The sequence below is a fragment of the Bordetella avium genome (assembly GCF_034424645.1).
Taxonomy (GTDB): Bacteria; Pseudomonadota; Gammaproteobacteria; order Burkholderiales; family Burkholderiaceae_B; genus Bordetella; species Bordetella avium.
Map to the genome: position 1 here is coordinate 3,233,500 of NZ_CP139969.1, position 25,828 is coordinate 3,259,327.

Below are 25,828 nucleotides of genomic sequence, written 5' to 3' on the forward strand. Positions count from 1 at the left end.
CCATGGCTCAACTGACATTGATCGTCGCCTACGCCCGCAACCGTGTCATCGGCCGCGACAACACCCTGCCCTGGCGGCTGCCTGGCGACCTGGCGCACTTCAAGCGCAGCACCCTGGGTCACCCCATCGTGATGGGCCGCAATACCTGGGAGTCGCTGGGACGCCCCCTGCCCGGCCGAAAAAATATTGTGGTGAGCCGCAATCCGGATTACCGCGCAGAAGGCGCGATCGTCGTGCCCGACCTGCAATCCGCGCTGAAGATGGCCGAGGCCGACGAGGTTTTCGTCATCGGCGGGGCCCAGATCTACAGCCAGGCGCTGCCGCTGGCCACGCGGATCATCGCCACGGAAATTCAGGCCAATGTGGCAGGCGACGCCTACTTCCCTCCCCTAGCGCAAACGGAATGGCGTGAAACCTCACGCCAACCCCAGCCCGAAGAAAACGGCTATCACTACGACTTCGTCGTTTACGAACGGAATCGCTAGTGGAAATCGCTAGGGCCGTCTTCCCTGCCCGCCCGAGTCATAGACGATGCCGCTCAAGCCTGTCGTTGACGTAAGAAACGCCACAGCGCGGGCTTGTTGCTGTACGCGACGTTGAAACGCAGCCATGGTGTGTCAGCCTGCGCCGCATCGAAATAGCAGCCTGGCGCCAGCCAGATGCCGTCTCGCAGCGCGGCTTCGGCCAGGGCCCTCGCGCCCTGGGCGCGCCCGGAAGGACGCGCCCAGAGAAACAGGCCGGCCTGCGGACGAGCGGCAATCTCGAAACCCGAATCGTCCAGTTGACGCTCGACCTGCGCATGGGCTTGCGCCAGCCGCTCGCGGGTGCGCTGGATATGCGCCCGGTAACGTCCCTCGCGGATGACCTGATGCACCACGCGCTCCATGATTTCGGGCGAGGTCAGGCCAGTCGCCATTTTGGTGCGCGCCAAATCGCGGGCGAGGTCCCGATGCGCCACCACATAGCCCACCCGCACCGACGGACTGATGATTTTGGAATAGCCGCCGAGGTAGATCACGCATTCCGCGCCATCCAGCGCAGCCAGAAGCGGCGCAAGACCCGGTTGCAGTTCACGGGAAATATCGTCTTCGATGATCCAGTACCCGTGCTGATTGGCCGATTGCAGCAGCCGAAAGGCATTGGCCATGGACAGGGTGGTGCCCGATGGGTTTTGCAACACCGTATTGACGAACAAGGCGCGTGGCCGATGCGTGCGCACGGCCTCATCGAGGGCCTGCAGATCCAGTCCGGCCTCGTTTCTGGGCACCGCGACCGCGCGTATGCCCGCCAGCCGCAATAGCTGAAGCAGATTGGCATAACAGGGTTGTTCGACCAGCACGGTATCGCCCGGCTGCAAGAGGCTGCGCATCACGATATCCAGGCCTTGCGTGACGCCCTGCGTCAGCACAATCTGGTCTGGTGCGGCCAGCAGACCGTGCTGCGCCAATCCGGCGGCAATGCTTTCCCGCAGCGGCGCATAGCCCAGAGGATGGCCATAGCCGGAAATGCGTAAAGCCGGCACGCGGCCCATATGCCGCAAAGCCTGATGCAAACCCTCTTCGTTCAGCCACTCTCCGGGCAGCCAGCCACAACCCGCCTTGATGGGAATGGAATGGTCGGCATAGATATCCGATAACAGCCAATCCGTGTTCAAACTTGGCGGCGACCAGCCGGCGGGACGAAGCGCCGGCTGCCGTTGCAAGCCCAGCACCCGATAGCCAGAACCCGGGCGGGCGGCAAGCCAGCCGCGTGCCACCAGCCGGTTATAGGCGCTGGCCACGGTAAAGGTGCTCAAACCATGCTCGCGGGCGAACGCACGCACAGAGGGTACGGACATACCCGGACGCAAGACCTGCTGCTCGATGGCGCGGGCAAAGGCCTGAACCACCTGCTCCACCAGGGTGGGTCCCTGTTTACGGGAGCGTATCGCTAGGAAATCCATAGGTTATCTGTACAGTTGATCTGAAAATACCAATACAGCTTCTGAGTTTTGATCAGATTGTATATTTTCATTCCGGGAGCGGCGGCAGAGAATCCTCGGCATCCCCTATGAGCCCGGCGCCTGTCGCGCCGTGCCGTTCTCCCCTGGAGCCCGCCATGAATGCCCCCGCCGGCCTGCCCGACCTTTCCCACCTCTGGATGCCGTTTACGGCCAACCGCCAGTTCAAGGCCCAGCCCCGCCTCCTGGCGGGCGCCAAGGATATGCACTACACCGCGGTTGACGGACGGCAGATCCTGGATGGCACGGCAGGGCTGTGGTGCGTGAACGCCGGCCATTGCCGAGACGAAATCGTGCAGGCGATCGCCCGGACGGCCGGCGAGCTGGACTATGCGCCCGGCTTCCAGCTGGGCCACCCGAGCGCCTTCGAGGCGGCAACGGCTGTGGCCTCCTTCATGCCCGAGGGTCTGGACCGCATTTTTTTCACCAACTCGGGATCGGAGTCGGTCGATACCGCGCTGAAGATCGCCCTGGCCTATCACCGCGCGCGAGGCGAAGGCCAGCGTACACGCCTGGTGGGCCGCGAACGCGGCTATCACGGCGTCGGATTCGGCGGCATTTCAGTAGGCGGCATCCCCGGCAACCGCAAGACTTTTTCGGGCGCGCTGCTGCCGGCAGTCGACCACCTCCCGCACACGCACAACCTGGAAAAAAACGCCTTCACGCAAGGCCAGCCAGAATGGGGCGCCCATCTGGCCGACGAGCTGGAACGCATCGTGACGCTGCATGACGCCTCCACCATCGCGGCCGTCGTGGTCGAACCCATGGCGGGTTCGACAGGCGTGCTGATCCCGCCCAAAGGCTATTTACAGCGCCTGCGCGAGATCACCTCGCGCCACGGCATTCTCTTGATTTTCGACGAAGTCATTACCGCTTTTGGCCGTCTGGGAGCCTCCACCGCCGCCGAATATTTCGGCGTCACGCCCGATCTCATCACCATGGCCAAGGGTGTCAGCAACGCCGCCATCCCGGCAGGCGCCGTCGCCGTCCGGCGCGAAGTCCATGACACGATCGTCAACAGCGTGCAGGGCGGAATCGAGTTTTTCCACGGCTATACCTACTCCGCCCATCCCTTGGCCAGCGCCGCGATTCTTGCCACGCTCGGCATCTACCGCAAGGAAGGCCTGTTCCAGCGCGCGCATGAACTGGCCCCGGCCTTCGAGCGCGCCGCACACAGGCTGCGCGAAGCCAATCATGTGATCGATGTGCGCAATATCGGCTTGGTGGCGGGGATAGAACTCGGCTCGCGCACAGGCGCGCCCGGCGCCCGCGCGGCCGAAGTTTTCCAGAAGTGTTTCGACCGCGGCCTACTGGTGCGCTACACCGGCGACATCCTGGCGATCTCGCCGCCGCTCATCGTCAGCGAGGCCCAGATCAACGAAATCTTCGATACGATCCACAGCGTTCTCAACGATATCGCCTGATTCCAACGGGCGGGCACGGCCCGCCCTCTTTCTTTGCAGCGCCCATGAACAAGCTTACTCATTTCATCAACGGCCAACGCTATGAAGGCCGCTCCGGACGCTTTACCGAGGGCTATAACCCCTCGACGGGCGAAGTCATCAACAGCGTCGCGCTGGCTTCGGCCGAAGACGTCGACACGGCAGTAGCCGCCGCCCATGCCGCCTTCCCCTCCTGGTCGGAAACACCGGCGCTCAAGCGCGCCCGCATTCTCTTCAACTTCAAGGCTTTGCTTGACCAGCACCAGGACGAATTGGCCACCCTGATCACGCGTGAACACGGCAAAGTTTTTTCCGATGCCAAGGGTGAGGTCACCCGCGGCATCGAGGTGGTCGAGTTCGCCTGCGGCATTCCGCAACTGCTCAAGGGCCAGTACAGCGACCAGATCGGCGGAGGCATCGACAACTGGAGCATGCGCCAAGCCTTGGGCGTGGTGGCCGGCATCACCCCGTTCAACTTCCCCATGATGGTGCCCTGCTGGATGTTCCCGGTGGCGCTGGCCTGCGGCAACACCTTCGTTCTCAAGCCTTCCGAGCGCGACCCCTCGGTATCGCTGCGCCTGGCCGAGCTGCTCAAACAGGCCGGCCTGCCCGACGGCGTATTCAACGTGGTGCAAGGCGACAAGATCGCCGTGGATGCGCTGATCGCCCATCCCAATGTCGAAGCCCTTTCCTTCGTGGGCTCCACGCCCATCGCCGAATATATTTATGCCGAAGGCACGCGGCGCGGCAAACGGGTTCAAGCCCTGGGCGGCGCGAAGAATCATCTGGTCGTCATGCCCGATGCGGATCTCGATCAGGTTACCGATGCGCTCATGGGTGCGGCCTACGGGTCGGCAGGCGAGCGCTGCATGGCGATTTCCGTCGCGGTGGCGGTGGGCGATGTGGCGGATCAGGTCATCGAACGCCTCAAGCCTCGCGTGGCCGCCCTGGTCGTAAAAGACGGCATGTCGCCGGACGCCGAAATGGGCCCCTTGGTCACCCCCCAGCATCGCAAAAAAGTGCTGGGCTATATCGAAGACGGCATCGCGGCGGGCGCCACGCTGGTGGCCGACGGCCGCAGCCTCACGGTGCCTGGCCACGAAAACGGCTTCTTCCTGGGCGGCACCCTGTTCGACCACGTCACCCCGGCAATGAATATCTATCGCGAAGAAATCTTCGGCCCGGTACTGTGCGTCGTCAGGGTGCCGGACTTCGCTTCGGCGGTAGCGCTCATCAACAGCCACGAATTCGGCAATGGCGTGTCCTGCTTCACTTCCGACGGCGGCATTGCCCGGGCCTTTGCGCGCCAGATCAAGGTGGGCATGGTCGGCATCAATGTGCCGATTCCAGTGCCCATGGCCTGGCACTCCTTCGGCGGCTGGAAGCGTTCGCTGTTTGGCGATCACCACGCCTACGGCGAAGAGGGCGTGCGCTTTTACTCCCGCTACAAGAGCGTGATGCAACGCTGGCCTGACAGCATCGCCAAAGGCGCCGAGTTCACCATGCCAGTCGCCAAATGAGCGGTGGGGCGGGCCTGGCCCGCCCCACAAGCCCATCGCCACCCAACGCATCACCTTCGTTGCAACACAAGCCATAACCTCACTCATGCAGGGGAAGAACCGATGCGAATAGGAATAGGCGGCTTTCAGCACGAAACCAATACCTTCGCCCCATCCAAGGCTGCATGGGAGGACTTCGCAGACAAAGGCGGCGGCTGGCCCCGTCTGGTCAGCGGCCCGGCCATGTTCGCCGCGGTCGCGGGGGCCAACATTCCCATCGCCGGTTTCATCGAAGCGATGTCAGGGCATACGCTCCTGCCCACTACCTGGGCAGCGGCCAGCCCCTCTGGCCCCGTCACCCGTGATGCCTTCGAACGCATCAGCGCGCTTATTCTCGACGGCCTGCGCCAGGCCATGCCGCTGGACGCGGTCTACCTCGACCTGCATGGCGCAATGGTGGCCGAGCATCTGGATGACGGCGAGGGTGAGATGCTGCGCCGGGTGCGCGCACTGATCGGCCCCGACGTGCCGCTCGTCGCCAGTCTGGACCTGCACGCCAATGTCACGCGCGCCATGATCCGCCATGCCGACGGGCTTACCTGCTATCGCACCTATCCCCACGTGGATATGGCCGAGACTGGGGCGCGTACCGCGCAGTTTCTGCAAAAGCGGCTCGACGGGATGCCCCGCCCTTACGTGGCCCTGCGTTCGCTACCTTTCCTGATTTCACTGTGCTGGCAATCCACCGACATCGAACCGGCGCGCAGCCTATACCGGCTGCTGGGCGATATCGAAGACCGCTCAGCCCTGAGCCTGTCTTTCGCCACCGGTTTTCCGGCGGCGGACTTCCCCGAGTGCGCCCCGGCCGTCTGGGCCTATGGCGAGAGTCAAAGCGCGGCCGACGCCGCCGCAGATGAAATGACGCGTGCAGTTCTGAACGCCGAAGAAGACTTCGGCGGCCCGATTTACGACCCGGATCAGGCCGTGCAGGAAGCCATGCGCATCGCAGCGGACGCCATGCGGCCGGTCGTCATCGCCGACGTGCAGGACAACCCAGGCGCGGGCGGCAGCTCGGATACCACGGGGATATTGCGCGCCCTGATACGCCACGGCGCGCGCCATGCCGCCATCGGCCTGATCGTCGACCCGGCTGCGGCGATGGCGGCGCACCGCGCTGGCGTCGGCAATACGGTGCGCCTCGCACTGGGCGGACACTCGGGCATTCCCGGAGACGAACCGCTATCGGCCGATTTCCTGGTCGAGAAAATATCGGACGGCCGCTTCGATACCCATGGCGCTTTCTATCGTGGCTTCCATATGGATCTCGGACCCAGCGCCTGCCTGCGCATCGATGGCATCCGCATCGTGGTGGCCTCCATCAAGGTGCAAATGGCCGACCAGGAGATGTTCCGCTTCGTTGACATCGAGCCCAGAAGAGCCGCGATTCTGGTGCTCAAGAGCACGGCGCACTTTCGTGCCGACTTCACCGACATCGCCGATAGGATACTGGTGTGCGCCGCCCCCGGATCGATGCTCATGGATGCGGAGAAACAGCCATGGACACGCTTGCGGCACGGTATCAGAATGGCACCCTGCGGACCGGAATTCTCCGGCCGTGTAACGCCCTAAACGCCGTATTGCACGGCATGTTCACAACAAGGGTGGCGTCATGCCGCCTGCTTGCAGAATCAGGGGAATATCCATGCTGAAGTTCGTACGCGCAGCCTTTGTCGCCGGAGCCACAATGATGGCGGCGCATGGCGCCTATGCCGACACCGCCATCAAGGCGGTCATGCATTCGCCATTACGCCTTACCGATCCTCACGCCACCACGGCCTACATCACGACGTGGCACGGCTACATGATCTACGACACGCTGCTGGCCACCAACGCCGACAACAAGATTCAGCCGCAAATGCTGGAAAAATGGGAGGTCTCGCCCGATGGCAAAACCTACACCATGACTCTGCGTGACGGCCTGAAATGGCATGACGGCAAACCGGTCACGGCCGATGACTGCGTCGCCTCGATCAAGCGCTGGGCCGCGGGCGACGGCATGGGCCGCACCCTGCTGCGCTTTACCGACAAGATCGAGCCGATAGACGACAAGCAGTTTCGCATCGTCATGAAAGAACCGACGGATCTGGCGCTGCGCGCCCTGTCCAAGCCTACCGGCACGGCGGCTTTCATGATGCCCAAGCGCATTGCCGAAATGCCGATCGGCCAGCCCATCACCGACATGACGGGCTCGGGCCCCTTCAAGGTGGCGGAATTCAAGCCGGGCGTAAAGACCGTCTACGTAAAGAACACCGATTATGTACCGCGCAAAGAACCGGCCAGCGCGCTGGCTGGCGGCAAGGTCGTCAATGTCGATCGCGTCGTATGGGAAGTGATGCCCGACGCGCTCACCACGGCGAATGCCCTGCTCAATGGCGAGATCGATTTCGTCGAGCAGTTCCCCTATGACCTGCTGCCCATGGTAGAAGGCAACAAAGACCTCAAGGAAGAAACCCTGAGTCCGGTCGGTTACTTCACCATGTACCGCTTCAACTTCAAGCACCCGCCCTTCGACAACAAAAAAATCCGCCAGGCTGCGATGTACGCCGTCAACCAGGAGGATGTCATGAAGGCCCTGGTGGGCAATCCGAAGTACTGGCAGACCTGCGCCTCACTGTGGGGCTGCGGCACGCCGCTGCAAAGTGATATCGGCAAGGACATGACCGTCCCTGGCAATATCGAGAAAGCCCGCGCCCTGCTGAAAGAAGCCGGCTACGACAACACCCCCATCCTCATCATGCACGCCACGGATGTCGGCACCTTGAGCGCCCAACCGGTCGTAATCGCTCAGGCGCTGCGCAAGGCCGGCTTTAACGTCAACCTGCAAGCCATGGACTGGCAAAGCGTCGCCACACGCCGCGCCTCCAAGGCCGCGCCCAAAGATGGCGGCTGGAATATCCACAACACCAACTGGTACGCCACCGACATCATGGACCCGGTGCGCTCGGCGCCGGCTGCGGCAAGCGGCGATAACGCCTGGTTCGGCTGGCCCGAGTTCGCGCAGATCGAGGAGCTGCGCACCAAGTTCGCACTGAGCTCCGACCCGGCGGAGCAAAGAAAAATCGCCGACGAAGTGCAGCGCATCGGCGTAGACGAGGGGCTGTATGTGCCGCTGGGCCAGATGTCCGTTCCCACGGTGTACTCCTCCAAGCTGAGCGGCCTGGTGCACGCACCCGTGTTCGCCTTCTGGAACGTGAAGAAAGCACCCTGATCTGAGCTTGACCCAGCCCGCGCGTTCCACGCGCGGGCCGGCTGCGGCGGCGGCCGTGACAACAAAAACGGGGAAGTACATATGCTGGCATTCGTATTACGCCGGCTGCTGGCCACCATTCCAGTACTCATCATGGTGGCCGTGGTCGTATTCGCAATTCTGCGCTTTAGTCCGAGCGATCCGGCCATCATCATGGCGGGCGACGGCGCCACGCCCGAGCGTGTCGAGCAGATCCGCCAGGCCATGGGCCTGGATCAGCCGCTGCTCAAACAATTCCTCATCTGGGGAGGCAATCTGCTTCAGGGCGACATGGGCACGTCGCTGATGTCGGGCGTGCCCGTGCGCGAGCTGATCCGCCAGCGGCTAGAGCCCTCGCTGAGCCTGGCTGTCATCACTCTCATCCTTACCCTGCTCATCGCCCTGCCGCTGGGCGTGCTGGCAGCCTGGCGGCGCGGCAAACTCTTGGACCGGGCCGTGATGGGTTTCTCCGTGATGGGGTTTTCGGTACCTGTGTTCGTGACCGGCTATCTGCTGATCTGGGCCTTCGCGATCAAACTCGGCTGGTTCAACGTTCAAGGCTACACCCCGCTGTCGCAGGGATTCTGGCCCTATCTACACCGGCTCATCCTGCCATCGCTCGCGCTATCCACGGTCTATATCGCCCTGATTGCCCGCATTACGCGCACCAGCGTCATCGAAGTCATGGGAGAGGACTTCATCCGCACAGCCCGCGCCAAAGGGCGAGGAGAAGCCGGCGTGATGCTGGGCCATGCCTTGCGCAACGCGGCTGTGCCCATCGCCACCGTGGTCGGCGTGGGCATCGCCTTGTTGATCAGCGGGGTCGTGGTCACGGAGTCGGTATTCAACATCCCCGGCCTGGGCCGCCTGGTGGTGGAGGCCGTGCTGGCGCGCGACTACCCGGTCATTCAGGGGCTGACGCTGTTTTTCGCCTTTGTTTACGTATTCATCAATCTGCTTGTCGATTGCGCCTACACGGTGTTCGACCCGCGAATCAGGTATTGAACATGCAGACTGACGCCATCAACGACACCCCGCTGCCCGGCAGCGGCAGCCCCAACGCCGGCGCCTGGCAGCGTTTACGCCAGGAACTGCGCAGTTGGCCCGTCATGCTTTCTCTGGCCATTCTCATCCTCGTGGCCCTGGGCGCGATTTTCGCCCCCTGGATAGGCACCGTAGACCCGACCGCCATCAACCCCGGCGCCCGCCTCAAACCGCCTTTTGGCGAATATCTGTTCGGCACCGACGCCTTTGGCCGCGATGTCTGGTCGCGCGTGGTGTACGGCGCCCGTGTCTCGCTCCTGGCGGGCCTGGGCGCGGCCTTCATCAGCGTGGCGGTCGGACTGGTCATCGGCGTGCTGGCCGGCTGGTTCCGCAGCCTGGACGGCCTCATCATGCGCACGATGGACGCCATCATGGCCATCCCGGGCATTCTGCTGGCCATCGCGCTCGTTTCGGTCGGCGGCGCCAGCCTGACCACCGTGCTGGTGGCCATCACCATTCCCGAAATTCCCCGGGTGGTGCGCCTGGTGCGCGGCCAGATCCTGAGCGTGCGCGAAGAGCCCTATGTCGAAGCCGCGCTGGCTCTGGGCACCCCGCTGCCGCTGCTGTTGTGGCGCCATATGGTGCCCAGCACGATCGCGCCGCTCACCGTCCAAGGCACCTATGTCTTCGCCTCGGCCATGCTGACCGAAGCCATCCTGAGTTTTCTGGGTGCGGGCATCCCGCCCGAGATTCCCTCCTGGGGCAACATCATGTCGGAGGGTCGCATGTATTTCCGCATGCTGCCAGGCCTAATTCTTTTTCCCGGCCTGTTCCTGTCGCTGACCGTGCTGTCGGTCAACATGCTGGGCGACGCCCTGCGCGACGCGCTCGATCCCAAGATGGCACGCCGGAGCTGAACCATGAAACCAGCCTCTCACCGCGATGCGGTGCTCTCCATTCGAGACCTTTCGGTCGAAGTACAAGGCACAGACAGCCGCGTGGTGCGCCAGTTCAACCTGGATGTCCACCCGGGCGAAACAGTCTGCGTGGTCGGCGAATCCGGCTCCGGCAAGTCGGTCACATCCTTGGCGGTCATGGGCCTGCTGCCCGCCGGCATTCTTAAGGTCAGCGCCGGTTCGATCACGATCGATGGCGAGGATATCGTCAATGCCTCGCCGCGCCGTCTGCGCGAAATGCGCGCCACCCATATGGCCATGGTGTTCCAGGAGCCCATGACCGCCTTGAATCCCGTCCACAGGGTGGGCCAACAGGTTGACGAGGTGCTGCGCCTGCATCGTAAAACCATGAACCGCGCACAGCGCCGCGACAAGGTGCTGGAGATGTTCCGTTCGGTACACCTTCCGGACGTGGAGCGCATTTACGACGCTTATCCGCACCAGCTCTCGGGCGGCCAGCGCCAGCGCATCGTGATCGCCATGGCGCTCATCCTGGAGCCCCGGCTGCTCATCGCCGATGAGCCGACCACCGCGCTGGATGTCACGACGCAAAAACAGATTCTCGCGCTCATCAAGGAGCTACAGGAGAAGCAGGGCACCGCCGTGCTGTTCATCACGCACGACTTCGGCGTCGTCGCCGAGATCGCCGACCGCATCGTCGTCATGAACCGGGGTGACCTGGTCGAGACCGGCACCCGCGATGACATCCTGACACGGCCCAGCCAGCCCTACACCCGCCGCCTGGTGTCCTCCGTCCCCAGCCTGGTCCCGACACAGCGGCCCGCCCCCGACGGGCAGGCCATTTTGCATGTGCAGAATTTAGGGCGCACCTATGGCGCTAAGCGCGGCCTCTTTGGCGCGGGCGGCCATTCTGTCGTGGCGGCGGCCGATGTGAACCTGGTGCTGCGCCGGGGTGAAATTCTGGGCATCGTGGGGGAGTCCGGCTCGGGCAAATCCACGGTCGCGCGTTGCATCGTACGCCTGATCGAACCCACTGCCGGCTCGCTTTGCCTGGGCGGCGAAGACGTCGCCCGAGTGCAGGGCGCCGCGCTTCGCCCCTTGCGCAAACGCATCCAGATCGTGTTTCAGGATCCCTACCGCTCGCTCAACCCGCGCCGGCCGGTCGGCGAGTCCATCATCGAGGGCCTGCTCAACTTCGGCATGGCGCGCGAAGCCGCCGAACGCCGCGCCGGCGACACCTTGCGCGTGGTCGGCCTGAGCCCGGACGTCATGCAGCGCTACCCGCACCAATTCTCGGGAGGCCAGCGCCAACGCATCTGCATCGCCCGCGCCCTGGTCATGGAACCCGAAGTGCTGGTGGCCGACGAGGCCGTGTCAGCGCTGGATGTATCAGTGCAGGCGCAGGTACTGGATCTGCTCGAAGAGGTGCGCCAGCGGACCGGCGTGGGTGTGCTGTTCATCACGCACGACCTGCGCGTGGCCGCCCAGATCTGCGACACCATCATGGTGATGCAGCGCGGCCAGGTCGTCGAAACGGGCAGCGCCGCCACCGTTCTCACCCATCCCCAGCACGCCTATACCCGCGCCCTGATCGATGCCGCGCCGGGGCGCGGCTGGGATTTCCGCAATTTCCGCCCCCTGCAGGCGGCCGCCTGAGTTGGCCTGCATATCCAGGCATTCCTGACATGACAAGGAGCAGTAAATGCGTTGGCTGTTAGCAATGATCAAGCACGAGACGAACACGTTTTCGCCCGTGCCCACACCTCTGGCGCGTTTTTTTCGCGGCAGCCCGGAAATCCTGTGCGGCGAACGCGCCATCCGCGCCTACGAAGACACCGATAGCGGCCTGGGCGGCTACATCGAAGTGGCGCGCCGCGTCGGCGCCGAAATCGTCGTGCCGGTGGCCGCCGAATCCTGGCCCAGTTCGCCCACCGATGCGGCCACCTACGAACAGCTTTGCAGCCTGATCCTCAATGAAGTGCGCAAGGGGGGCTATGACGCCATTTTGCTCGATCTGCATGGCGCGATGGTGGCCGAGGGGGTCGAGGACGCCGAAGGCCAATTGCTCAGGCGTCTGCGCGAAATCGACCCGCGCACACCCGTAGGAGTGACGCTGGACATGCACGCCAACGTCTACGACGACATCATCCAGAACGCGAACGTCGTCACCGGTTTCCATACCTATCCCCACGTGGACATCCGCGAAAGCGGCGTGCGCGCGGCCGAAGTGATTGTGCGCACCCTCAAAGGCGAGATCAAACCCGTGATGCGTTGGGGCAATGTGCCCATGCTGCCCCACGTCATGTGCCAGGGCACCCATGCCGACCCCAACAAATCCTTGCAGGCGCGCTGTATCGAGCTGGAACAGGGCGCGGTGCTGGCCGCTTCGGTATTCGTCGGGTTTCCGCACGCGGACATCCGCGAGGCGGGGCTGTCGGCCGTGGTCTGCACCAATGACGACCCACAGGCCGCACAGGCCTATTGCGACGCGCTGCTGGATCAGGCCTGGACGCAACGCGAAAAATGGGTCTTCCACCCGGAGCCGCTCGAACCCACCATTGCACACGCAAAATCGCTGACGCAAGGGCCGGTCGTGCTGCTGGATCACTTCGACAATACCGGCTCGGGCGGCACGATGGACACCACGACCGTGTTGGCCGAGATCCTGCGCCAGGAGCTGGAAAACGTTGTGTTCTACGCTATCTGCGATCCGCAGGCCGCGCAGGAGGCCGCCTCGGCGGGTGTGGGCAACACCATCACGATCCAGCTGGGCGGCAAAGTCCCCATGCCTGCGCTCAAGGTGGAAAACCGGCCGCTCGCTGTGACGGGCCGCGTCAAACTGATTTTCGACGGTGTGTATCTCAATCGCGGCCCCATGTACCGGGGCGTGCGCAACGATACCGGCCTAACCGTCGTGCTGGACACCGGGCGGGTCGAGATCATCATCGTGTCGCGCCACCAAGAGCCCTTTGACATCAACTGTCTGCTGTCGGCCGGTATCGATCCGCTGCAAAAGCGCTATGTGGTCTTGAAATCGCGCGTGCACTGGCGGGCGGGCTTCGCCAGCATGGCAAGCGAGATCATCGAGTGCACGGGCACGGGCGTCACCACTTCTGATTACAGCCAGATCGAGTTCAAACATGTCAGACGGCCTATTTATCCGCTGGACACTATGTAAGGCGGCTTAGCCCCCGGGCTATACTTCCTCGGGTTTACCCTTGCCGCCACGCGGCAGACCGGCACGCCAGGGTTTTCACACCCTGGCGCGCGCAACACCAACGAGGAAAACATGAAAAAAAGCGTGGCGCTAACCGCTGGCGTGGTCATTGTGCTGGCAGGCGCATGGTTGGGAGGCACCTGGTACACGGGCCAACGTGTGGCCGACGAAAGCCAGGTGCGGCTGGATCAGATCAACGACTATCTGACGGCCAATTTCCCCGGAGAAGGCCTCAAGCTCGAACAGCTCTCCTATTCGCGTGGCTTTTTTTCGACCCAGGCCCGTTACGGGCTGAGCGCCGGCGGCCTGCCTGCCAGCATTCTGAAGCCGGGCGCACGCCTGGAAATCGACGCGCGTGTCGATCACGGCCCGCTGCCGGCCGGCTCGCTGGCGCAAGGCCACTTCCTGCCCACCATGGCCTATATGCACGCCCAGATTGCCGACACCGAGGCCGCACGCACCCTGTTTGCCGGCGCCCAGGGCAAGAACCCCTTGAGCGCTGACGCCGTGCTCAAGTACGGCGGCGGCGCCTCGGTGCAGGCCGAAGCCGCCCCCCTGCAATTGGCTGAACCCAAACTCAGCTTCGGCGGCGCCCGCTTCGATGGCGACCTGGGCAAGCAGCTTTCCACGGTCAAGGGCAAACTCAGCCTGGAGCCGGTCACGCTGCTGCTGCCGGAAGACGAGCAGACGACGCCCATGCTGGTGAAGCTGGGTCCGTCCGTGCTGGACATGGACGGCAAGGCCAGCCAATACGGCTATCACGTCGGCTCCAGCACGCTGCATGTGGACAGTATCGACGTGCAAGCGCAGGGAGAAGGCGGCGGCCATTTCGCCATCGGCGGCCTGAATTACCGGGCCATCGCCAGCGAGAACGGCCAGTTCATCGACGGCCAGGCAGATTTCGGCCTGAACTCACTGAGCATCAATGGCAGCGCGCTGGGCAGCCAGCAGCTTTCGCTGAAGTTCGCCCGTATCGATGGCGCGAAGGTCAAGGCCTTCAATGAGGTGTATACGCGCCTGGCCGCCGAAACCGCGGCAAAAGGCCGCCCGCAGGATGACTTCGACCGCGCGCAGATAGAGCAATTGGTCAATGCCGGCCTGCCCCTCTTGGCCGACAACCCGACTATCGCCATCGACCCCCTGGTCTGGAAAAACGACAAGGGCGAAAGCCGCCTGAACCTCACCCTCACGCTGGCCCTGCCTGCCGAGGCCCAGAAATACGATGCCAGCTTTGTGCGTCAGGCCATCAAAAACCTGGACCTCAAACTGACGCTGAACAAACCCATGCTGACGGAGCTGGGCAGCACGATTCTGCAATTGCAGGGGCAGCCGCCCGAAGCTGCCGCGCAACAGGCCGTGCGTCAGATCAACAATATTTCCGGCATGGCAATGATGCTCAACCTGGGCAAGCTCCAGGGCAATGACATCATCAGCGACCTGCACTACGGAAACGGCATATTCAGCCTGAATGGCCGCGACATGCCTGTAGATGCCTTGCTGGGCATGCTGCCGCAGCATTGATCGCGGACTCGCGCGCATCCCTCGGCGCGAGGGATGCGCGCTTGATCCATTTGCAATTTGACATGGCTAGTAACCTGACAGGCTGTTGTCTGTCTTGCCTGGTCGCTATACTCGCCGCGGGCCGGACCTGGCCGCGCGCGCGCCGCGCCATTACTCAGGAATATAAAAAATGAAGAAGCGTGTTGCGATCACCTCCGGAGTGGTCATCGTTGGAGTGGGAGCGTGGCTGGGCGCCACGTGGTACACGGGTAAGCGCATCGAAGAGCAGACCCATCAGTATCTGGCGCAGGCTAACGAAAAGCTGGCCAACGTCTTGCCGGGCCTCACCATCCGCCTGGAGCAAGACCGCTATGACCGCGGCTTTTTCAGCAGCCAGGCACGCTATACCTTGAGCTTCACCGCCGATAAGGACGACGAGACGCCCCTGGCCATCTCGTTCAAGAGCGATATCGCCCACGGCCCCTTCCCCGGCGGCGCCATCAAGCGCGGCAAGTTCCTGCCTCAACTGGCTTTCGTTCACTCCGAACTGGAAAGCAACGAGCAAATCAAACCCCTGTTCGACATGGCCCAGGGTAAAACCCCGCTGTGGAGCAACGCGATCATTTCCTATGACGGCGTGGTCGATGATCAAGCCGGCATCGCCGCGCTGAGCCTCAACAAGGACGGAGGTGCAATCGATTTCAGCGGCGCGGCCATTAATACCGTTTATGACTATCGCACGCAGGCCGTAAAGGGCCGACTTCAGGCCGACCAGCTCTTGGTCGATGTGCCCAAGGGCGACACGCCCTCCAAGGCAAGCCTGAACGGCCTGAGCCTGGACATCGATACACATCTGGGCAAATTCGGCGTGTCGGTGGGCAATTCGGGCCTGCTGATCAAACGCCTGGAACTCCAGACGCCCAATATCGACCAGAAGCTGCTCATCGAGAACCTGGGCTATGCCGTAGTGGTTTCCGAAGACGATAAATTCGTCGGCGGCAAGGCGGTGTACAAAGTAGATAAGGTCGGCCTGGCCGACACCGATCTCGGCGGCGGCGAGTTGGCCCTGTCGGTCAGCCATCTGGATGGCCCGGCCCTGAAGTCGCTGAGCGCAACCTACAAACAGATGATGCACAGCCTGATGGGCGCCGGACAGGCAGATGAAGGCCAACAGGACGAGCAGGTCGCTTCGGTGATCGAAAACGCCACCAAACTGCTCGCGGCCAATCCCAGCCTCGGCATCGACCAGCTTGTGTGGCGCAACACGGCCGGCGAAAGCCGCTTCAATCTTGCGCTCGACCTGACCCTGCCGCCGGGCAAGGACCTGGCCGCGCTAGACCTGTCCGAAGGCGCCTCGCAACTGGTTCAACAACTCGTCAAAAGCATCGCTGCCGAACTGAAAGTCTCCAAGCCGATGGCAGCCCTGCTGGCGCAGCAAGTCCTGACGCTGCGCGGCGCAAGCCCCGAACAGGCCAAGCGCGAAGCCGACGAAACCATTCAGGGCCTGGCAGGCATGGCAGAAATGATGGCGCTGGGCCGCAACGATGGCGATAACATCATCAGCAAGTTCAACTATGCCGATGGGCGCGGTGAGCTCAACGGCAAGGAAGTGCCAGTCAAGGAATGGCTGGCCGAACTGGGCAACTCGCTGGGCGGCGACGACGTTGAGGAGGCCGAAGAAACGATCATCTTCGACACCCTCGAGGCCGACATGATTGGCGCTCTGCTCGACGAAGCGGGCTACGACTACGACTACGATGCCGCCACGCGCCGCTTCACGATCGATCCCGATGGGATGACGCCCACCGCTATCAGCGCTACGCTGATCTGCGCGCCGGACTGCACCACGCTGCGCATGCAAGCCGTCTATGACGACCTGCCTGTCCCCTCCCCAGCCGACATCACGCGCTGGAACGAGGAGTACCAAACCTTCGGACGCGCCTCGATCAACAAGCGGGGGAAGGTCGTATTGCAAAACGATGTCGATGTCTCCGACGGCCTCTCGCTCGACGTCCTGCAAATCTACCTGCTGACCTTCTTGGCCATCAGCGACGATTTCCCGGAAATCGAAGAGTAAAACTCAGCAGATCTACAGGCAATCCTCAACCCCAAGCGCTGGCATTCCCGCGTTTGGGGTTTTTTCTCATCTGCATCCAGGCCAGCGGAAAATAGCCCTGCATAAAGCCAGCAATATCGACTCTTTTTGACAGACTAGACTGCTTTATTGGTCCGTCTGGTATGGTTTGTCGAGGGCTTTGGCCATCATCCGGAAGTCCTCGCCCCGCCAGGGCGGCCCCTCCCGGAGCCGAACCCATGTCTTTTACTGCCAGGTTAAGCGCCGCGGCCAAATGGCCCGCATGGCGCGCTCGACGCACGCTCTGGAAAATCAATAAACGCCGCTATCGCCCGAGCTTCGGTCCTGCCTATGCTCCCGGCCTGGCGCTGCGCAGCATGGGTACGGCCTATGGCGGCTGGACTTTTGTCGATGATCCGCAGTTGCGCTGCGCCCATATCATCAGCTGCGGCCTGGGCACCGATGCCTCTTTTGACATCAAATTCGCCACCCACTACGGGGCAAGCACGCTTATCGTCGATCCGACGCCCAGCGCCATCCGCCATTTCAGAGCGATCGAGGCCAGGCTGGGCGAACCCGCGGCCCTCCCCTACCCGAAAAAAGGCAACATCCCTGCCGAAGCCTATGACTTACGCGCCATCCGGCCAGGCCAGCTACGCCTGGCTCCCACGGCCCTGTGGGTAGAGGCCGGCAACATCCGTTTCTACGCTCCGCCCGACAATGGCGTGTCGCACTCGATCAACAACTATGGCAATCACTACCGGCACGACACGCCTTATATCGAAGTCGCCGCCGCGCCGCTGGACATACTGATGCGCGATTACGGCCTCAGCGTCCCGCCGCTGATCAAACTCGACATCGAGGGTGCCGAAATCGAAGTCATTCACGACATGATGGAGAAAGGGATTTTCCCGCAGCAGATACTGGTGGAATACGATGAGCTGGCCCGCCCGAGCGCCCGCAACCAGGCGCGCATTCAGGACGCACACCACGCCCTCCTGGCCCACGGCTACCTACTCGTTCACTGCGATGGCCATATGAACTTCACCTACTGGCGAAACTGAGGCGACAAGGGGTAAGGGCTATCCCCCCTGCGCGGGCCTGCTGCCCATAAAAAACCGGCCGCGCCCAAGCGCGGCCGGTTTTTTTGACGTGCCGATCAGATGTAGGCTTCGATGGGCAGGCAGGAGCAGACCAGATTACGGTCGCCATAGGCGTTGTCCACCCGCGCAACCGGCGGCCAGTACTTGCCGTCGCGCAGCGACGCCAGGGGATAAGCCGCCTGCTGACGCGGATAGGCATGGTGCCATTCTTCGGCCAGCAACATCTGCGCCGTATGCGGCGCGTTCTTGAGCACATTGTCTTCGCGGTCACGTTCGCCGCGCTCGACTTGGGCAACCTCGGCGCGGATGGCGATCATGGCATCGATGAAACGTTCCAGTTCCGCCAGACCCTCAGACTCGGTGGGTTCAACCATCAAGGTACCTGCCACCGGGAAGCTCATGGTGGGAGCATGGAAACCATAGTCCATCAGGCGCTTGGCGATATCTTCGGCACTGATGCCGATGCTTTCCTTGAGCGGACGGATATCCAGAATGCACTCGTGCGCTACGCGGCCATGACGGCCGGCATAGAGCACCGGATAGTATTCACGCAGACGCGTCGCCACATAGTTGGCATTGAGAATCGCCACCTCGGTCGCGCGGCGCAGGCCTTCCGCTCCCATCAGCGAGATGTACACGAAAGGAATGGCCAGGATGCCCGCGGAACCGTAGGGCGCGGCCGACACCGGACCCACCTTGGCTTCGGCATCCAGCTTGCCCTGCTCATTGAGCACACCCGGCAAGTAAGGCGCCAGATGGGCACGGACCGCGACCGGACCGACGCCCGGGCCGCCGCCGCCATGCGGAATGCAGAAGGTCTTGTGCAGATTCAGGTGAGAAACGTCAGAGCCGAACTTGCCCGGCTTGGCCACGCCCACCATCGCATTCATGTTGGCGCCATCGAGGTAGACCTGACCGCCGGCGGCATGCACCCGCTCGCAGATCTCGGTGACGGTTTCTTCGAACACGCCATGCGTCGAAGGATAGGTGATCATCAGGGCGGCCAGACGATCCCCGACCTGCTCGATCTTGGCTCGCAGGTCATCCAGATCAACGTTGCCATGGTCGTCCGAGGCCACGACCACCACATCCATACCGGCCAATTGCGCAGAGGCCGGATTGGTGCCATGGGCCGACGACGGAATGAGGCAGATATTACGCTGATGCTCGCCGCGCGCCTGATGGTAGCCGCGGATGGCCAGCAAGCCGGCGTACTCGCCCTGGGCGCCGGAATTCGGTTGCAGACTGATATTGTCGTAGCCGGTGATTTCGCACAGGGCCGCCGACAGACGCTCGATCAGTTCGCGGTAACCCGCAGTCTGGTCAGCGGGGGCAAAGGGATGAATCAGGGCGAACTCCGGCCAGGTGATGGGAATCATCTCGGCCGTGGCGTTCAGCTTCATGGTGCAGGAGCCCAGCGGGATCATGCTGCGGTCCAGGGCCAGATCCTTGTCGGCCAGCTTGCGCAGATAGCGCAGCATATCGGTTTCGGACTGCACGCTGGAGAAAACCGGATGCGACAGAATCGGGGATGTGCGCACGGTGCCGGCAGGCAGGCCTGCCTCGGGCGCCAGGGTGGCGGCGTCCAGCGTGATGTCGTCCTTGCCCAGACCGGCGGCAAACACATTGATGAGAGCCTGCAAATCTTCGACGGTGACGGTCTCGTCGATCGAGACGGCCACGCGCCCGGCATCCACGCGGCGCAGATTGATGTGCGCGCACTCGGCCGCGCGCAAGACAGCGGGCGTGGCCGGGCCGGTATTGATCAGCAGCGTGTCGAAATAGCTGTCGTTTTCGACCGTCAAGCCCAGCGCCTGCACATGCTGGCGCAACACACCGGCAAACGTGTGCACGCGCGTAGCGATGCGGCGCAGGCCGGCCGGGCCGTGCCAGACCGCATACAAGCCAGCCATCACGGCCAGCAGCACTTGGGCCGTGCAGATGTTCGAGGTGGCTTTCTCGCGGCGGATGTGTTGTTCGCGGGTTTGCAGCGCCAGACGCAGCGCCGGATTGCCCTGGGCATCTTTCGAGACGCCGACCAAACGGCCCGGCATATTGCGCTTGAAGGCATCGCGGCAAGCCATAAAACCCGCATGCGGGCCACCAAAGCCAAAAGGCACGCCAAAACGCTGAGCCGTGCCAACGGCGATATCGGCGCCCCACTCTCCCGGCGGCGTCAGCAGCGCCAGTGCGAGCAGATCGGTCGCGCAGGCCACGACCGCGCCCTGAGCGTGAGCGGCTTCGGCCAACTCACGGTAATTCACCACGCCGCCCAGGCTGTGCGGATATTGCAGCAGCACGCCAAAGCACTCCGGCAGCCCCTGCGACTCGTCGCCCACAAGCACGTCGATCTCCAGCCCCTGGGCACGGGTGCGCACCACCTCGATGGTCTGGGGGTGGCAGTGCTGCGAAACAAAAAACACCGCGCTCTTGGACTTGGCGCTGCGGCGCGCCAGCGTCATGGCTTCGGCGGCCGCCGTGCCTTCGTCGAGCAGCGAAGCATTGGAAATATCCAGGCCGGTCAGATCGGCGACCATGGTCTGGTAATTGAGCAAGGCCTCGAGACGGCCCTGCGAAATCTCGGGTTGGTAGGGCGTGTAAGCCGTGTACCAAGCCGGGTTTTCCAGCACGTTGCGCAATACGACGTTGGGCGTATGCGTGCCGTAATAACCCTGGCCGATGTAGTTGCGAAACACCTTGTTGCGCGCCGCCATCTGTTTCAATTCGGCCAGCACGTCCGGCTCGCTGCGCGCGCCGGGCAGCGCCAGCGGCGCCTGATTGCGGATGCGGGGAGGAACGACCTCCTCGAGCAAGGCATCCAGGCTGGAGCAGCCTATGGTTGCCAGCATCTTAGCCTGATCCGCTTCGGACGGACCGATATGGCGGGGGATGAAGTCGGAGTGGGTGTCTAGGGCGCGCGACATGGTGTTCTCGATAATTCTGGATAAGCGCGGACCGGGGGCCCGCGCAGCCGGTCAGCCGTTGGCGACTGCCTCGTAGCCGGCTGCGTCCAGCAGCTTGTCGGCGTCGGCGGCATTGAGCGGCTTGATCTTGAAGATCCAGGCCGTGAAGGCCGACTCATTGATCAGGTTGGGATTGGCTTCCAATTCATCATTGAAGGCGACGATCACGCCATCAACCGGTGCGTAGATATCCGAAGCCGCCTTGACGGACTCGACCACGCCGGCGGTTTCGCCCGCCTTGAGGTTGGCGCCAACGCTCACGTCGCCCACGAAAACCAGATCACCCAATTGATCCTGGGCGTTTTCGGTAATGCCAACGACGAATACGTCGCCTTCGGCCTTGACCCACTCGTGGGAGGTGGTGTACTTGCGATCGGTAGGCAGACTCATGAGAGCTCCTGAAAAATTCGGGTAAAAAAGGGAATACGCGCCTTGCGCGCGGAGACGCCGCGCACAAGAGACAAGTTTACGAGTGTTCGACGGCTTTGCCGTTACGCACAAAGGGCAATTTGCAGACGAGCGCCGGCACCCATTTGCCGCGGATGTCCACCTCGACGGCGCTACCCGGCTGCACATCGAGCGGCAGACGGGCGAAGGCGATGGACACGCCCAAGGTGGGCGACATGGTGCCGCTGGTGGTCAGGCCCATGCCCTGCGGCGTGCGCACCGCCATGTGCGCGCGCATGACGCCACGCTCGGACAACTTCAGGCCCAGAAAGGCGCAGGGCGTGGCGAATTGCTCCAGCGCATCGCGGCCGATGAAGCGGCGCTCGGCATCTTTGAGCGACACCGTCCAGGACAGACCAGCCTGATTCGGCTGAACGAGTTCATCCATATCCTGGCCGTAGAGATTCATGCCCGCCTCCAGACGCAGCGTGTCGCGCGCGCCCAGCCCGCAGGGACGCACACCCTGAGCGACCAGATCCTGCCAAAGCGCAACGGCAGCGCTGGCCGGCAGCACAATCTCGAAACCGTCTTCTCCGGTATAGCCCGTGCGGGCCACCAGGGTATCTTCCGGCAGGATGGCGGCCGTGAACGGGCCAAGCCCCTCGGATGCAGGCTGCCAGGCGGGACGGGCCGCCCAGACCTTGGCGCGGGCATTGGGGCCCTGCACGGCAATCATGGCCAGATCCCGGCGGGGCGTGATGACGACATCAAAGTTGCCGGCGGCAGCCACGCGCGCCATCCAAGCCATGTCTTTTTCGGCGGTACCGGCATTGACGACCACGCGCCAGGAGTCCGGCGCGAAGTAATAAATGATCAGGTCGTCGATCACGCCGCCCTGCGGATTGAGCATGCAGGAGTAAAGGGCTTTGCCCGGTGTGTTCAGGCGCGCGACATCATTGGCCACCAGATAGCGCAGAAAAGCCGTCGCGTCCGGGCCGGTGATATCGGCGTTCAACATGTGCGAAACGTCGAACATGCCGGCATCCTGACGCACGGCATGATGCTCTTCCAGTTGCGAGCCATAGGCCAGCGGCATTTCCCAGCCGCCGAAATCGACCATGCGGGCGCCAGCGGCCAGATGGGTTTCGGCCAGGGGAGTATGTTTCAAAGAGGCGGACATGCGAGGGCGCTCCAGTGGCATAGAAAATGCCGGCCCCAGGGATGCGGAAAACGCCCGGTAGCCGGTCGGGATTCCGCCCCTCTGTCCTTTTGCCTGAGAGTTGCCCCGCAGCCATCGCGGGTTTGCACCTTCGGCGCCTGGGCTGGCCGCGTCGCGGCGCCAGGTCTCTCCAGAGTGCTGTGACAGCCCGCCGCGAAACAGCAGGCCGAGCAATGCGCGGTATGGGTTACCTGAGCGATTCCGGGCGAATTGCGCCTTCGGCGGCGGGCCTATGGCCCGCTCTCTCCCGCGACATGCATGACAGCGTGCGAAGCATACAACGAAAGCGGGGGCAGGCAAAACCCCGGCGCGCGCGCCTCAGGGGGTCATGATGACGCGCCCGACGACACGCCCGGCCTCAAGATCACGCAAAGCCTCGCCCAACGCACTCATGCCGCAGGTGGCCACGGGGATAAGCTCCAGGCGCTCACGCGCGACCAAGGCCACCAACTCCCGCAACTCGGGGAGCGACCCCACATAACTGCCCTGGATGGTGATGGACTTGATGGGGATGAGCGGCAGCGGCCAGGGTGCGGCGCCGCCGAACAAACCGACCAGCACCAGCCGGCCGCCCTTGGTCAGAAGATCAAACCCCAGGGCGGCGGACGCCGGATTGGCCACCAAATCCAGCACCGCGCGCACCGGACCGCCCACCGCATCGCGGATAGCCTGCGCCGCATCGGGCCGTGTTGGATCGATGGCGGCCAGCGCGCCCGCCTGCAACGCTGCCTCGCGCTTGGCAGGATCAAGCTCGACCATGACCGCGCCGGGCAGACCCAGCGCCTGCAGCAGTTTCAGGCACATCAAGCCCAGGCCGCCTGCCCCCACCACCACAATGGGGCCGCGCGCCAGGACGTCCTCGCCAATCTTGCGCAAGGCAGAAAAGCAGGTCAGCCCCGAGCAGGCCAGCGGAGCGGCCCGCACCGGGTCTAGCCCATGCAGATCCACCAAATAGCGCGGATCGGGAACCACGATGTAATCCGCATACCCCCCCGCCCGGTTAATGCCTATCGTGCGCGGCGTCAGGCATAGATTCTCCCGCCCTTCCCGGCAGACCTCACACTCGCCGCAGCCGACCCAGGGGTAGATCAAGCGCAAGGCGCCCACCGGCACCTCGCCGGCGTCCTCGCCAACCGCCTCGACCATCCCCACGGTTTCATGGCCCATGGTCAGAGGCAGCGTCACGCCACGCTCTTTCAGGGACAGCGTGCGGCCATGCCCCAGATCATAGCCACCATGCCAAAGGTGCAAATCCGTGTGGCATACCCCTGCCGCGCGCACACGCAGCAGGACCTCGCGGCCTCGCGGCACCGGCGTGGGCGATTCTGCGGCGACCAGGGGCTGGCCGAACTCTGTCACTTGCATGCTTTTCATTGATTGTCTCCTGCGCTGCTTGCGCATCCATCCTCTGCCGTCGCCCAGGCCTGCGCCACGTCAAGCGCCGCGCGCAAACGCGCAGGCGTGAGGGCAGGCACGAGATGCCGGCTGTAATCCGTCGCGAGCGTGGCCTCGATCAGCCTTCGCCACTGCGCCTCGTTCAGTTCTCGCTGCAAACCCAAAGCCGCCAGGCAATCGGGCAGGCCTACCGCTCGCATCAAACCAAGCACCGGGCCGGCTTCAGCGGCAGGGCAGCCCATGGCCGCCATCTGGACCAGGGTGCCAAAGGCCACCAGTTCGCCATGCAGACGCACCGCCAGCTCAGGCACGGTGGTCAAGCCCCGGATGAGCGCATGCGCCAAGGACAGGCCACCGCTTTCGAAGCCCAGGCCCGAAAGCAAGACCGTGGCTTCGACCACGGCCTCGACATCGGCGCCGCCACGCTGCGCGCGCACTGCCTGCATCGCCGGCACCCCTCGCGCCAGCAACACCTCCAGGCACAAACGGGCCAGACCTTGGGCGGTATCCGTGGCGCGATAGCCATAAGCATTCCGCCCGCCCGCCGCGACGCAGGCGCGCACCTCAAAAGCCTTGCTCAGGGCATCGCCGATCCCGGCAGCGAACAAATGCGCTGGCGCTCGCACAATGACGTCGGTGTCCACAACCACGGCATCCGGATTGCGACGCAGCTTGTCCACACCGGCCACCGCGTGCTCGGCGTCATAACGCACTATCAATCGGCTGGTCGGCGCGTCACTCGACGCGGCGCTGGGACAGACCACGATGGGCAGGCCCCGCTCTCGCGCCACTCCCTTGGCGGCGTCGATCGTTTTGCCCCCGCCAAAGGCCAGCAGGCAATCCCTGTCCGGCGGCACGGCGGCCGCCAGCGCCGCGATAGTCTCGCTGCTGCACTCGCCCGCAAAGGGCAGGCGCGGCATGTCGGCCATCAGCACTGCTGCAAGCGGCGCGACGGCGGGGTCCACGACGACGGTAGGGCGCGACCAGCCCAGTTCCGCCAGCAGTTCCCCAAGATGCGCCAAGGCCCCAGGGCCCTGCACATAACGCCCCGGAAAGCCCATCCCGGCGATCACGACATCACCCAGCCACCAGCCACGTCTATCACCTGCCCGGTTACGAAGGACGCCTGTGCAGAGGTCAGATACAGGCAAGTGTCCGCCACCTCGGCGGGCCGGCCCAGACGCCGCAGGGGCGTGCGGGCCACGACCTCGTCGTTGACGCCATCAGCCACACCGCGCACCAGCGGCGTATCGATGCGTCCCGGAGCCAGGGCATTGACGGTAATGCCGTGCGGCCCCAGCTCTCCGGCCAGATGGCGGGTCAGGCCGGCAATGCCCGCCTTGGTGGCGCTGTAATGCGCGGCCACCATGTCCAGATACACCTTGCCAGCTACCGATGACATCAACACGATGCGCCCAAACCCGCGCTGAATCATGCTGCCCGCCAGCAGATGGGAAAAATAAAAGGCGCTGTCCAGATTGACAGCCACCACCCGGCGCCACTCGGTCGGGTCCATCTCGTGCACGGGGGCCGGCCGCCCGGCATGCTTGGGGGAAATTCCCGCGTTGCAGACCAGCGTATCGGGCATGCCCAAGGTCTCGCTCAGGCTTGCGACAGCCCGGCGACAGGCCTCGAAATCGCCCACATCGGCCGCCGCGAAGGCGGCGCGCACCCCTTGCGCCTGCAACTCGGCGGCCTGCCTCAGGCCCGCCTCTTCATCCAGATCGACCACCCCGACCGCCGCGCCGCGCTCGGCGTAGGCGGCCACGATGGCCTGGCCGATGCCGCGCAGGCCGCCGGTCACCAATACAACACGCCCTTCGTGATCCTGCTGCATGGCGGG

Annotated in this window: 19 protein-coding genes and 2 riboswitches; of the genes, 12 read left to right on the forward strand and 7 right to left on the reverse strand. The window is 63.7% G+C overall.

Annotation, left to right across the window (positions count from 1 at the left end):
• Positions 1–2 precede the first annotated feature (2 nt).
• On the forward strand, positions 3–485 hold the full coding sequence (locus U0029_RS14950; protein ID WP_012416202.1) for a dihydrofolate reductase: 483 nt from the start codon (positions 3–5) through the stop codon (positions 483–485).
• Between the two features lie 53 nt (positions 486–538).
• On the opposite strand, the gene U0029_RS14955 is transcribed toward U0029_RS14950, so the two are convergent.
• Positions 539–1,942: an aminotransferase-like domain-containing protein gene (locus U0029_RS14955; RefSeq protein WP_114851714.1), complete on the reverse strand. Its 1,404-nt coding sequence runs from the start codon at positions 1,940–1,942 to the stop codon at positions 539–541.
• A 155-nt stretch (positions 1,943–2,097) separates the two neighbouring features.
• Here U0029_RS14955 and U0029_RS14960 point away from each other — a divergent pair, with 155 nt between their 5' ends.
• The 11 genes from U0029_RS14960 to U0029_RS15010 all read left to right on the forward strand — a co-directional run bounded on the left by U0029_RS14960 (position 2,098) and on the right by U0029_RS15010 (position 17,982).
• Positions 2,098–3,423, forward strand: a complete 1,326-nt coding sequence (locus U0029_RS14960; protein ID WP_039051424.1) for an aspartate aminotransferase family protein — start codon at positions 2,098–2,100, stop codon at positions 3,421–3,423.
• A 44-nt stretch (positions 3,424–3,467) separates the two neighbouring features.
• A complete protein-coding gene (locus U0029_RS14965; RefSeq protein WP_114851713.1) occupies positions 3,468–4,961 on the forward strand; it encodes a CoA-acylating methylmalonate-semialdehyde dehydrogenase in 1,494 nt (497 codons plus the stop codon).
• A gap of 102 nt (positions 4,962–5,063) precedes the next feature.
• Positions 5,064–6,569, forward strand: coding sequence for a M81 family metallopeptidase (locus U0029_RS14970; RefSeq protein WP_114851712.1), 1,506 nt, complete (start codon positions 5,064–5,066; stop codon positions 6,567–6,569).
• A 73-nt stretch (positions 6,570–6,642) separates the two neighbouring features.
• Positions 6,643–8,208, forward strand: a complete 1,566-nt coding sequence (locus tag U0029_RS14975) for an ABC transporter substrate-binding protein (RefSeq protein WP_114851711.1) — start codon at positions 6,643–6,645, stop codon at positions 8,206–8,208.
• Between the two features lie 81 nt (positions 8,209–8,289).
• Positions 8,290–9,231 carry an ABC transporter permease gene (locus U0029_RS14980; protein ID WP_114851710.1) on the forward strand — a complete coding sequence of 314 codons (942 nt, stop codon included), beginning with the start codon at positions 8,290–8,292 and terminating at the stop codon, positions 9,229–9,231.
• A gap of 2 nt (positions 9,232–9,233) precedes the next feature.
• On the forward strand, positions 9,234–10,127 hold the full coding sequence (locus U0029_RS14985; RefSeq protein ID WP_012416195.1) for an ABC transporter permease: 894 nt from the start codon (positions 9,234–9,236) through the stop codon (positions 10,125–10,127).
• Between the two features lie 3 nt (positions 10,128–10,130).
• Positions 10,131–11,783: an ABC transporter ATP-binding protein gene (locus U0029_RS14990; protein WP_012416194.1), complete on the forward strand. Its 1,653-nt coding sequence runs from the start codon at positions 10,131–10,133 to the stop codon at positions 11,781–11,783.
• A 46-nt stretch (positions 11,784–11,829) separates the two neighbouring features.
• Positions 11,830–13,305 (forward strand): M81 family metallopeptidase, encoded by a 1,476-nt coding sequence (locus U0029_RS14995; RefSeq protein WP_012416193.1) that lies wholly within the window; start codon positions 11,830–11,832, stop codon positions 13,303–13,305.
• A 111-nt stretch (positions 13,306–13,416) separates the two neighbouring features.
• Positions 13,417–14,865, forward strand: a complete 1,449-nt coding sequence (locus U0029_RS15000; RefSeq protein WP_114851709.1) for a YdgA family protein — start codon at positions 13,417–13,419, stop codon at positions 14,863–14,865.
• Between the two features lie 169 nt (positions 14,866–15,034).
• Entirely contained in the window at positions 15,035–16,921 is a 1,887-nt protein-coding gene (locus tag U0029_RS15005; protein WP_012416191.1) for a DUF945 family protein, read from the forward strand.
• Between the two features lie 236 nt (positions 16,922–17,157).
• Positions 17,158–17,982 carry an FkbM family methyltransferase gene (locus U0029_RS15010; protein WP_012416190.1) on the forward strand — a complete coding sequence of 275 codons (825 nt, stop codon included), beginning with the start codon at positions 17,158–17,160 and terminating at the stop codon, positions 17,980–17,982.
• Positions 17,983–18,077: 95 nt separating this feature from the next.
• On the opposite strand, the gene gcvP is transcribed toward U0029_RS15010, so the two are convergent.
• The 6 genes from gcvP to U0029_RS15040 form a co-directional block, all read right to left on the reverse strand.
• The gene (gene gcvP, locus U0029_RS15015) at positions 18,078–20,945 is read right to left on the reverse strand and encodes an aminomethyl-transferring glycine dehydrogenase (RefSeq protein ID WP_114851707.1); all 2,868 of its coding nucleotides are present in this window, start codon (positions 20,943–20,945) and stop codon (positions 18,078–18,080) included.
• Positions 20,946–20,996: 51 nt separating this feature from the next.
• Positions 20,997–21,374, reverse strand: coding sequence for a glycine cleavage system protein GcvH (gene gcvH, locus U0029_RS15020; RefSeq protein WP_012416188.1), 378 nt, complete (start codon positions 21,372–21,374; stop codon positions 20,997–20,999).
• 76 nt (positions 21,375–21,450) lie between these two features.
• Entirely contained in the window at positions 21,451–22,551 is a 1,101-nt protein-coding gene (gene gcvT, locus U0029_RS15025; RefSeq protein ID WP_012416187.1) for a glycine cleavage system aminomethyltransferase GcvT, read from the reverse strand.
• A 71-nt stretch (positions 22,552–22,622) separates the two neighbouring features.
• Positions 22,623–22,734, reverse strand: a riboswitch (glycine riboswitch).
• A 24-nt stretch (positions 22,735–22,758) separates the two neighbouring features.
• Positions 22,759–22,850: riboswitch (glycine riboswitch) on the reverse strand.
• Between the two features lie 58 nt (positions 22,851–22,908).
• Complete coding sequence (locus tag U0029_RS15030; protein WP_114851706.1) at positions 22,909–23,964, reverse strand: alcohol dehydrogenase; 1,056 nt, start codon at positions 23,962–23,964, stop codon at positions 22,909–22,911.
• Positions 23,961–25,058, reverse strand: coding sequence for a glycerol dehydrogenase (locus tag U0029_RS15035; protein WP_082011646.1), 1,098 nt, complete (start codon positions 25,056–25,058; stop codon positions 23,961–23,963). The genes U0029_RS15030 and U0029_RS15035 overlap by 4 nt, the downstream gene beginning before the upstream one ends.
• The gene (locus tag U0029_RS15040) at positions 25,055–25,822 is read right to left on the reverse strand and encodes an SDR family oxidoreductase (protein ID WP_012416184.1); all 768 of its coding nucleotides are present in this window, start codon (positions 25,820–25,822) and stop codon (positions 25,055–25,057) included. Before U0029_RS15040 ends, U0029_RS15035 begins: the two co-directional genes overlap by 4 nt.
• Positions 25,823–25,828: the final 6 nt, after the last annotated feature.

What these genes read in the sequence shown, in the direction of transcription:
- U0029_RS14950 (WP_012416202.1), top strand. Translation starts at nt 3, where the DNA reads ATGGCTCAACTGACATTGATCGTCGCCTACGCCCGCAACCGTGTCATC.
- U0029_RS14980 (WP_114851710.1), top strand. Translation starts at nt 8,290, where the DNA reads ATGCTGGCATTCGTATTACGCCGGCTGCTGGCCACCATTCCAGTACTC.
- U0029_RS15030 (WP_114851706.1), bottom strand. Translation starts at nt 23,964, where the DNA reads ATGAAAAGCATGCAAGTGACAGAGTTCGGCCAGCCCCTGGTCGCCGCA.
- U0029_RS14970 (WP_114851712.1), top strand. Translation starts at nt 5,064, where the DNA reads ATGCGAATAGGAATAGGCGGCTTTCAGCACGAAACCAATACCTTCGCC.
- U0029_RS14955 (WP_114851714.1), bottom strand. Translation starts at nt 1,942, where the DNA reads ATGGATTTCCTAGCGATACGCTCCCGTAAACAGGGACCCACCCTGGTG.
- U0029_RS14995 (WP_012416193.1), top strand. Translation starts at nt 11,830, where the DNA reads ATGCGTTGGCTGTTAGCAATGATCAAGCACGAGACGAACACGTTTTCG.
- gcvH (WP_012416188.1), bottom strand. Translation starts at nt 21,374, where the DNA reads ATGAGTCTGCCTACCGATCGCAAGTACACCACCTCCCACGAGTGGGTC.
- U0029_RS14965 (WP_114851713.1), top strand. Translation starts at nt 3,468, where the DNA reads ATGAACAAGCTTACTCATTTCATCAACGGCCAACGCTATGAAGGCCGC.
- U0029_RS15005 (WP_012416191.1), top strand. Translation starts at nt 15,035, where the DNA reads ATGAAGAAGCGTGTTGCGATCACCTCCGGAGTGGTCATCGTTGGAGTG.
- U0029_RS15010 (WP_012416190.1), top strand. Translation starts at nt 17,158, where the DNA reads ATGTCTTTTACTGCCAGGTTAAGCGCCGCGGCCAAATGGCCCGCATGG.
- gcvP (WP_114851707.1), bottom strand. Translation starts at nt 20,945, where the DNA reads ATGTCGCGCGCCCTAGACACCCACTCCGACTTCATCCCCCGCCATATC.
- U0029_RS14960 (WP_039051424.1), top strand. Translation starts at nt 2,098, where the DNA reads ATGAATGCCCCCGCCGGCCTGCCCGACCTTTCCCACCTCTGGATGCCG.
- gcvT (WP_012416187.1), bottom strand. Translation starts at nt 22,551, where the DNA reads ATGTCCGCCTCTTTGAAACATACTCCCCTGGCCGAAACCCATCTGGCC.
- U0029_RS14990 (WP_012416194.1), top strand. Translation starts at nt 10,131, where the DNA reads ATGAAACCAGCCTCTCACCGCGATGCGGTGCTCTCCATTCGAGACCTT.
- U0029_RS15040 (WP_012416184.1), bottom strand. Translation starts at nt 25,822, where the DNA reads ATGCAGCAGGATCACGAAGGGCGTGTTGTATTGGTGACCGGCGGCCTG.
- U0029_RS14975 (WP_114851711.1), top strand. Translation starts at nt 6,643, where the DNA reads ATGCTGAAGTTCGTACGCGCAGCCTTTGTCGCCGGAGCCACAATGATG.
- U0029_RS15000 (WP_114851709.1), top strand. Translation starts at nt 13,417, where the DNA reads ATGAAAAAAAGCGTGGCGCTAACCGCTGGCGTGGTCATTGTGCTGGCA.
- U0029_RS14985 (WP_012416195.1), top strand. Translation starts at nt 9,234, where the DNA reads ATGCAGACTGACGCCATCAACGACACCCCGCTGCCCGGCAGCGGCAGC.